This is a genomic window from Gammaproteobacteria bacterium, from assembly GCA_013697705.1.
GTDB lineage: Bacteria > Pseudomonadota > Gammaproteobacteria > UBA6002 > UBA6002 > UBA6002.
This window is the reverse complement of record JACCWJ010000020.1, coordinates 1-7,650: the sequence shown is the minus strand read 5'-3', so window position 1 is coordinate 7,650 and position 7,650 is coordinate 1. Positions and strand designations below refer to the sequence as shown.

The 7,650-nt window shown below is 36.1% G+C and carries 9 protein-coding genes; 8 read left to right on the top strand and 1 reads right to left on the bottom strand.

Features of this window, described 5'->3' with window-relative positions; all coding sequences use genetic code 11:
- Positions 1-207 precede the first annotated feature (207 nt).
- From H0U71_03640 to H0U71_03610, 7 genes are all read left to right on the top strand, one after another.
- Positions 208-399, top strand: coding sequence for a hypothetical protein (locus H0U71_03640; GenBank protein MBA2654146.1), 192 nt, complete (start codon positions 208-210; stop codon positions 397-399).
- A complete protein-coding gene (locus tag H0U71_03635; protein ID MBA2654145.1) occupies positions 396-587 on the top strand; it encodes a hypothetical protein in 192 nt (63 codons plus the stop codon). The genes H0U71_03640 and H0U71_03635 overlap by 4 nt, the downstream gene beginning before the upstream one ends.
- 57 nt (positions 588-644) lie before the next feature.
- The gene (locus H0U71_03630; protein ID MBA2654144.1) at positions 645-1,634 is read left to right on the top strand and encodes an F-box protein; all 990 of its coding nucleotides are present in this window, start codon (positions 645-647) and stop codon (positions 1,632-1,634) included.
- A 130-nt stretch (positions 1,635-1,764) separates the two neighbouring features.
- On the top strand, positions 1,765-2,601 hold the full coding sequence (locus H0U71_03625; protein MBA2654143.1) for a hypothetical protein: 837 nt from the start codon (positions 1,765-1,767) through the stop codon (positions 2,599-2,601).
- A 301-nt stretch (positions 2,602-2,902) separates the two neighbouring features.
- Entirely contained in the window at positions 2,903-4,375 is a 1,473-nt protein-coding gene (locus H0U71_03620) for a hypothetical protein (protein ID MBA2654142.1), read from the top strand.
- 83 nt (positions 4,376-4,458) lie between these two features.
- Positions 4,459-4,899: a Spy/CpxP family protein refolding chaperone gene (locus tag H0U71_03615; GenBank protein MBA2654141.1), complete on the top strand. Its 441-nt coding sequence runs from the start codon at positions 4,459-4,461 to the stop codon at positions 4,897-4,899.
- A gap of 426 nt (positions 4,900-5,325) precedes the next feature.
- Positions 5,326-6,138, top strand: coding sequence for a hypothetical protein (locus H0U71_03610; GenBank protein ID MBA2654140.1), 813 nt, complete (start codon positions 5,326-5,328; stop codon positions 6,136-6,138).
- 17 nt (positions 6,139-6,155) lie between these two features.
- On the opposite strand, the gene H0U71_03605 is transcribed toward H0U71_03610, so the two are convergent.
- Positions 6,156-6,953 (bottom strand): helix-turn-helix transcriptional regulator, encoded by a 798-nt coding sequence (locus tag H0U71_03605; protein ID MBA2654139.1) that lies wholly within the window; start codon positions 6,951-6,953, stop codon positions 6,156-6,158.
- A gap of 163 nt (positions 6,954-7,116) precedes the next feature.
- Here H0U71_03605 and H0U71_03600 point away from each other — a divergent pair, with 163 nt between their 5' ends.
- Positions 7,117-7,458 carry a hypothetical protein gene (locus H0U71_03600; protein MBA2654138.1) on the top strand — a complete coding sequence of 114 codons (342 nt, stop codon included), beginning with the start codon at positions 7,117-7,119 and terminating at the stop codon, positions 7,456-7,458.
- Positions 7,459-7,650 lie beyond the last annotated feature (192 nt).

Genomic DNA, 7,650 nt, shown 5'->3' with positions numbered 1-7,650 from the left:
ATTTATTCGCGGGATCCAGCATCGGATCTGGATCCCGCGAATAAATCGCAGGACGACGTGGAGGATGGGTCCCGGGACGATGATAAGTAGAACCAATTTTTTGTCCAGTACAAAGCATTTTTTGCGATTTTATATCTTGTTAAGAAAATATTAAGAATAATTTCGTACAATTCCCCATCTCGTAATTATTCCCTGGAGCATTTCTCTATGTTATCAAAAATAGTCTCATCACTATCTAGTGTTAGTTCTACCGTATTTAAATCGGCTGTAGGAATATTAGCCATACAAGGCAACCTATTAACTAGCGCGCGTCCGAATCAAGGAGATGCCACAGACTTGTTAGCCATGAGCCCCTGGAATGAGGGCAGTACAACAATTGGCACAGAGATGTTTGCATGACCACTCTATGGATTAACTCTCAGCTAGTCGCTTATGACGACCAAAACATTGCTTCACAACCTAAAAAGGAGGAACCTAAAAAGGAACAACCTAAAAATAGTTACCCTACTAGTTCCCATTTGGAACAGCTAGAGCAGATAAAAATTAATAAAGCAGTTGGTGGGATGGATGATTTCAAGCGACTCTAGCAATATAAATAGCAATGGAATTAGATTAAATTTGATATTTTAAATGAAGGCCAAAGCATGAGCATGAATCGACGAGAAATTAATTCAGAAGTACCAAATTGGCTAGACATGAATAATAATAACCATGTCGATTCACTCGCTTTATTATCTGATGAAATTATTTTACACATGATGTCTTTCTTAGATTATAAGAGCATCCTAAGAACACAAATGACTTGTCACAGAATGAACTATATAGGCAATGATGCACATTTATGGCGGAGACAAATTAATAATTTTTTTTCTTGGCAAGGAAAATTAGTTTCAGACGAAGAAAATGTAATATCCAAGGAGCTATATAATCGATTACAGATCCATTTAAACCGCAGAAAATCCTGTATTGGCTTTGTCCCTCAGCTCGGTGATGGAACGCTAGATCCTATAAGATTCCTAAATTCCCCAAATTATTTTGAGTTTATACTGTCCCCGCGCATTTGGGATATGAATGGTTATCATACGTTACCGCCTGTGGGGCATGACAAACTCACTTTTATATTTTTAGATTTAGTGCCACAAGAAACCAAACAGCTCTTTGAAAAATTTAAAAAAAGTGACACTTTATCTTCTAGCGAAAAATTTGAGGAATTTGCGAAACACATCATTAGTATAGAAAGCCAAAAGGAAGAATATTTCGTGACTTTTCAGGATGGAAAACTTGCTAAAGCTCCTGGTTATCTTCCATACCAATTAGATGAGCGCGCCTTTGAAATGAAAGCACAAATTGGTTTGGGAGATGGGAAAGCGTTATTTATTTCGGGACCTGACTCTAATCTAGGTGAGTGTAAAAGTGCAATTCGTTTAAAAAATGATGGCACCGACCACTGGAGTATCCATTTAGATAAAGGCATTAAAGGTTTTGATTTTAAATTTTACGTAGGCCAACTCTCATCAGGAGATAACCCTCCTGTAACGGAGCTCATTGCGGAGTATGGCCCATTCAGAAAAATTAAGTCTAATTTCAAATTAATAATTGATGATTTCATAGAACAACCGAGGTTGAGTTTGTAATCCCTACGGCATATGGTTACCTTATCGATAAAATGTCAGGGTCACCTCTTATATTGTAAGATATACAAATAATAATTAAATAACTGATAATTCAAGACGTGACTCCTGAGTTATTTTGAAGACGCGATGTATGATGAATAATTCCGAAATCAAAAAAAATCCCAGCCTTGCTCATTCTGAAGTATTGAAAAAAATCTGCTCCCCCTTGGTGAATCTAGGCATCCATTTTTTTGGCTATACGGCGATAGATATTAATGGCAACGCATTTTGTTTAGGATCAAAGCCAGATTACGCAGCGGAATATCTCCGACATAATCATGCGCGAAACGATGTTCATTGTCGCTTTGATAAAGCCCCAAAAAAATATCATTACGATTTTTGGGATTATTTAAAGATCGATCGACCAACAGAGGAACTTTATCGTATGGCTGCGGCCTTTGACCAGGGGCATACGCTTACGATCTCGCAGCATGCAGAAGAGATCACTCATTGTTTTCATTTCAGTGGGCATATGACAGATATCGGCATTAACCAGCGCTACATTGAGAAAATGGATTCATTACATGCCTTTATCCTCTATTTTAAAAAATGCTTGCAATCAATACCTGAAATCGCTGCAGTCTATCAATATCCGGTGCAAATAGTTTCGAATAAAAAAATCCATAAGAAAAAAGTTGTCGCAGTATCTTTAGATCCTAAAAGTGTTGCCCTTATTAATACCTTAAAAGATACCATTTATTTCAGAAATCAATTTCATTATTTTCTGACCGAAAATGAACTGGAATGCTTAAAGTGGCTAAAATTAGGGAAATCTGCCGTTATGATTGCAAAGATCCATAATGTCTCATACAAGACTATTGAAAGGTATATTGAAGCCTGCAAACAAAAATATCAATGCTACACCCTATTCCAACTTGGCGAAAAAACTTCTACTGCTGGGCTCGCTCCTTTTCTAGAGCTCCTTTAAAATCCCTATTAAATCCTCCCTGCCATTCCATCAATAGAATTTGATAATAATTATTGAAAAAACTGTCTTAATATCGACATAAAAAATAAAGTCACTACGACAGCAAATTACGCTAATTTTTTCCCTCCAGTACAAAGAGTTACCTTTCTTCCGCCCCCCCACATTTTTCACAGCACCTACAATCTAACAACCAAGCAACAGTTCATCGTGATTATGCGATAAATACTTGACCGTTTTTCGACGTGTTTAAAGCTAACACAAAAAAATAGCATCCATCGTTCATCCACAGGAGGACAGATTGATGCTAGACAAAAATTCAAATAGCAATTCAGATAAGATTCCATTATATGGAGTTCATTCATATAAAGTTAAGCACAAACACTTAGCTACTTCACATCAAGTAATTCAAACAATAAAATTTTATTTTGATTCTGACCTAGGTGCAAAATCTTTTTATCAGCAGTATGATGAAAAATTTATTCCTACAACAGCGCACGCGAATCAATTTATTCACACGACATTTACTGTGAAAAAACCGAGTCAGGAGAGGTCCGAGCTAATTAATACAAGTGGTGTATGGACAGTAAGATGTAGTTATGTAGTTAATCAAGAAAATCTCTATGGCCAAGAGCTAGATTATGTGCAAGATAATAAAAAAATTAGCAAATTAGATTTTCTGAATTTATTAAATTGTTATTTTGAGATCCCGAATACAGACACATTAGAGTTTATCGAAGCATTCAGTAATAATCAGAACGTCTCTACAGAACTACAATTTTTTAAAGGTAATAAAATTTTTAAATCGACTAGCCCTTACCTGCCAATATTGAGACCCCTTGCTCCTCTCCCAGATTCGAAGGCATATCAAGTTGTAGGTCGTTGGTGCGATGCTATTTTTGATGACGGTCAAGAACATCCCCAGCTCCAATGGCCGTACCAACGCCGTTATCAAACTGATTACGTTAAATTATTAACCCCGCAAACACTCAAATCATTAGAGGAAAGCTCACATCAAGATGATTTTTTACGTAACCTTCCCGTAAATCCAAAAATTGTTGAATTCGGAGCAGGTGCCGGGTTTGCATTGAGAGATATAAAAGAATTGCGACCAGACGCCTATGTCATTGCGGTCGGTATAACACCGTTATTTGAGGAAAATATTAACTTTTGTGATCAGATATATTACTCCTTCATTCCTGATAACCTCGCATTATTGAAAGATCATATTGGCACTATTGATTTAGTGATTGATGTATACGGCGCACAGACATACGCTCGCAACGTTAGAGATGTCACTTTATATGCTGCCTGCCTACTCAAAGAGGGAGGTATCTTTAAGAGCATTGTCTCAGGATTAGATGACCCGCCCCATACTTACGACTCATGCCCCCTAGGATCAGGTATCAACCGTTATGATTTAATTCAGTTTTTCAAAGAACACTTAGGTATTGATCTTGTCATTAAAAAAACCAAGGTTGAATCAAGGCTAAAGACAGGTAAAATAGTTGAAGATTTCTATCTAGAATTCACCAAGACTCAAACCGCTAACTCTTTTACGTATGATGATTTTCAAAAACTTTGTCAATTAGCAGATAGCAGCTTAGGTATACCCTATGAAATAGATGTCTCCTGTAATAGCGATTACGGAATATTTAAATCTCAAGCGATTAGGAGTATGGCATTCTTTAAACCACGTCATGATGTTGAAGAACCTAGGACGCAGCAGCATTTTCATCTAGAGGAAAGTGTTGTCAACTTAAGTAACAAGCAGTAGAAAGTGGCGGACCAAGGTATTTCACAAAAATCGAAAGGATCGGTATATACTATATAGGTTGTAAATAAAAAAAGGAAAGTGTGATGTCTAAAAAATTTTTATGGATGATTGTCTTCGTTTCTTCTTTAATTATTAACCCTATAGTCTTTGCTGATACCTCCATTTGTCGAGAAGGCCTTGGCAAGATGGTCCAATCGTTGAATCTTGATAATACGCAAAAAGCTAAAATCATGCCAATTTTAGACCAGCTAAAATCCAATTTGAAAGCAGCTGGAGCACAGATGAATGGCATAGAACCTCAATTAAGTCAGGAAGCTACTTCTCCTAATATGAGCCAAGATAACGTCAATAGCTTAGTCGATAAGAAAGCCAAACTGATTGGTGATATGATGAAGTCTAAAATCACCGCTAAAAACCAGATTTTTTCTATTCTAAACGTACAGCAGAAAGAAAAATTACAAAGTATGATGAAAAAATCTGAAGAAAAGATGGCAGAAGAATACAAAAACTGTGATGAAGACTAACCTGTTGAGCGCAGTATTATGGCCCCTTCACGTTTTAAGAATCTGTCTTCCTCTTGGTCTCATCAAGCTACCTAGAGTAGCCTGTGGGTTTCATGAGAGACAGTTGTCATGCGCCCTAGTACTGAGAAAGCCACAACTTAGCTCCAGCTCCCCCACCCTGCGATCAGTCGCCGATTGAGGGAGCCGGAACAATCAAAATACGCCGTTTTTAATTCTGTTCATTGAAAAATGATGTCGCGTGTTCTAAAACATAATAGAGCAATTGGAACATAATGATCTTTTCAACCGACGATAACCCCCGGGCTGCCAAATTGGCACCTGCTTTTACTTGCTAAATTCATATATTTTGCTCACAGAAAGTATGCAATAAATACATTACCAATAAACCTGATCTAACAGGATCACAACTATATAGATGGAGCGGATATGGTAACTCAGATTTACTTCAAGCTAGGAAATTTATTATGCGAGCTGTTCAATATTAAAGCTACACCTGAGGAGGCAAAGGAGATCGCGTATTTAATCAAAAAGTCCTTTGATGATTGTTACACCTGGTATTTTGAAACACAATTGCTTGGAATTGAAGAATTACCAAATAACAAAAAGTTATGGGAAGCGAATTTACTTAAAATGAAAAGTGACTTCAATCCAATAGCTGAACAATATAATCGTTCACATGAAAGACTCACCAACCTACTTAAGGTCGTGAAGCAGCAGAAAATCACTTTACCTAAAAACTACTATTCCCAGGGCAACAAATTCTATAAATTGTCACCCAAGCTTTACGGCAGCACAGAAGTTAAAACCATTGATTTATATTCCCTAGTAGATGAGGAAAAGAAAAAACGGTTCACCGAGCTTTTTCAATTAATATACATGAAACTTGCCCATAGCAAATCCTATGAGGAAAAATTTCAAAGTAAGGCTTATGCTATGATTTCAGAGGTATTTGATGAGTTATATAGCGAGGTCATTGATATTAGCTGCAGTAAAGTTAGAGAATTAAATAATGAAATTCAATCTATCTATAAGCAATTTCAAGACTTATATAACTCCTCCATTAAATTAGAAATCAATACAAGTGATAATTTTGACCAAATAAATAAATTAATGCCCTTAGTACGAGAAGACCATTCTAATTCTACAACGGGTCCTTGGTATAATTTTTTCTTGAACAAACCAGAAAACACTAAAAATGAAGGGTCACCGCATCTGCAGGAGAAATCACATACTATTTGATTGAAACTCTGACATATTTAATATAAACACGGATGCTTTAATGAAAAGACCAAATTGACTAATTCTAACTTCGTGTCACAACCTAATTTGCTTTTCAAAGTATTCACGTACGTTTCAACGGTACGTGGAGAAATATCTAACGTTTTTCCAATTTGTTTAAATGAATAACATTTTATAATCAGTTTTAGGCAATCCAATTCTCGTTTTGATATCACTGCATCCCCTAAATTTCCCCGAAGAGTAATTTTGTTTAGCGGCATCGTTTGTATAAAGGCTTCTCGATCAGCTATATTACAAGGCATTGGTTGAGTCGTGGCCCCGAAATGCTCACTGCTATATCTAGCTACTTTCGATTTTGCTATTAAAGATTTCGATTTTTCTTTGTAATAAAGCAAAAATTGATTAAGCAAATCTAAATTATTTATATATTTATTTAAAATATAAGTATTGTCGGGGGTTGTAGCCAACGAAAACATGTCATCAAAGTCTTTTTGTTTATCAATAATACAAACAAAATGATCAGTGTTGAATCTTTCACGCAGATCACCAGCTATTTTAATAGTATAGATATCACTATTTCCTGATACCACATAGAACCCATTTGCAAGAACAATACCATTGCCACCACTAAATTGAATGGGATATTTTTGTGTAATATAATGCTCCCCCAACTCAGGACGCGTTATCAAGGATGCAAAACCGCCATCATGGAAAGCGCGGACGTGCGCAAAGAAGTTTACATTAAAAAAATTGATCAATGGCTCACAAATAGTAAGCACATCTTTACAGACTTTTCTTTGATAAACTAATGTCACAATATTTTTCTCCTGATAGAAATAATATACATTAAATAGTAATTACTTTAAATAAATCATGAATCTTTATTCTTTGCAAAAACCTCAGTAAATCATCCGGTAATCTACATCTCTTCATTCAATTAAGATGAGTTCACTATTAACTTCATGCAGGTGAACTCTTATGAAAGATAAATCAATGTTAATCAATGACAGCAATAAAGTAGGCAAGTTTATTGAATATACCAATAAATGTGCGTTTTTTGTGAATTACCCTAAATCGAAAGTTTCGAGGGAAATAATTACGCCGAATGAGATTGATGCTATTCTTGAGCAAAGAATATCCCCGACGCGAAAATTTGGTCAAAGCGGCATGAAGATGAATAGTAATCATACACTGTCCCTCAAAGATAAAAATAGTGACCGACGTATTTTATGTAAAGAAGTGGGTTCAAGACCTGTTTTCATGGATAACACAACCAAGCAAGTGCCGGTATATGAGCCTATTTATATAAGCTATAAATAGAGAGACACAGAGTCAGCTTGGCATTTGCGATTTGAGAAATACCGCATTAAATTAACTTTATAACTTTTGTTTCCATGGCAACCGCATCAAACTGAATAAGCCCTGGATTTCGCTACGCTACATCCAGGCTACTTTGAGGGTGTTGTAGCCTGGATGTAGCGTAGCGAAATCCAGGGAAATTCAAGCCTCAAA

What these genes read in the sequence shown, in the direction of transcription:
- H0U71_03600 (MBA2654138.1), top strand. Translation starts at nt 7,117, where the DNA reads ATGAAAGATAAATCAATGTTAATCAATGACAGCAATAAAGTAGGCAAG.
- H0U71_03620 (MBA2654142.1), top strand. Translation starts at nt 2,903, where the DNA reads ATGCTAGACAAAAATTCAAATAGCAATTCAGATAAGATTCCATTATAT.
- H0U71_03625 (MBA2654143.1), top strand. Translation starts at nt 1,765, where the DNA reads ATGATGAATAATTCCGAAATCAAAAAAAATCCCAGCCTTGCTCATTCT.
- H0U71_03640 (MBA2654146.1), top strand. Translation starts at nt 208, where the DNA reads ATGTTATCAAAAATAGTCTCATCACTATCTAGTGTTAGTTCTACCGTA.
- H0U71_03635 (MBA2654145.1), top strand. Translation starts at nt 396, where the DNA reads ATGACCACTCTATGGATTAACTCTCAGCTAGTCGCTTATGACGACCAA.
- H0U71_03630 (MBA2654144.1), top strand. Translation starts at nt 645, where the DNA reads ATGAGCATGAATCGACGAGAAATTAATTCAGAAGTACCAAATTGGCTA.
- H0U71_03615 (MBA2654141.1), top strand. Translation starts at nt 4,459, where the DNA reads ATGTCTAAAAAATTTTTATGGATGATTGTCTTCGTTTCTTCTTTAATT.
- H0U71_03610 (MBA2654140.1), top strand. Translation starts at nt 5,326, where the DNA reads ATGGTAACTCAGATTTACTTCAAGCTAGGAAATTTATTATGCGAGCTG.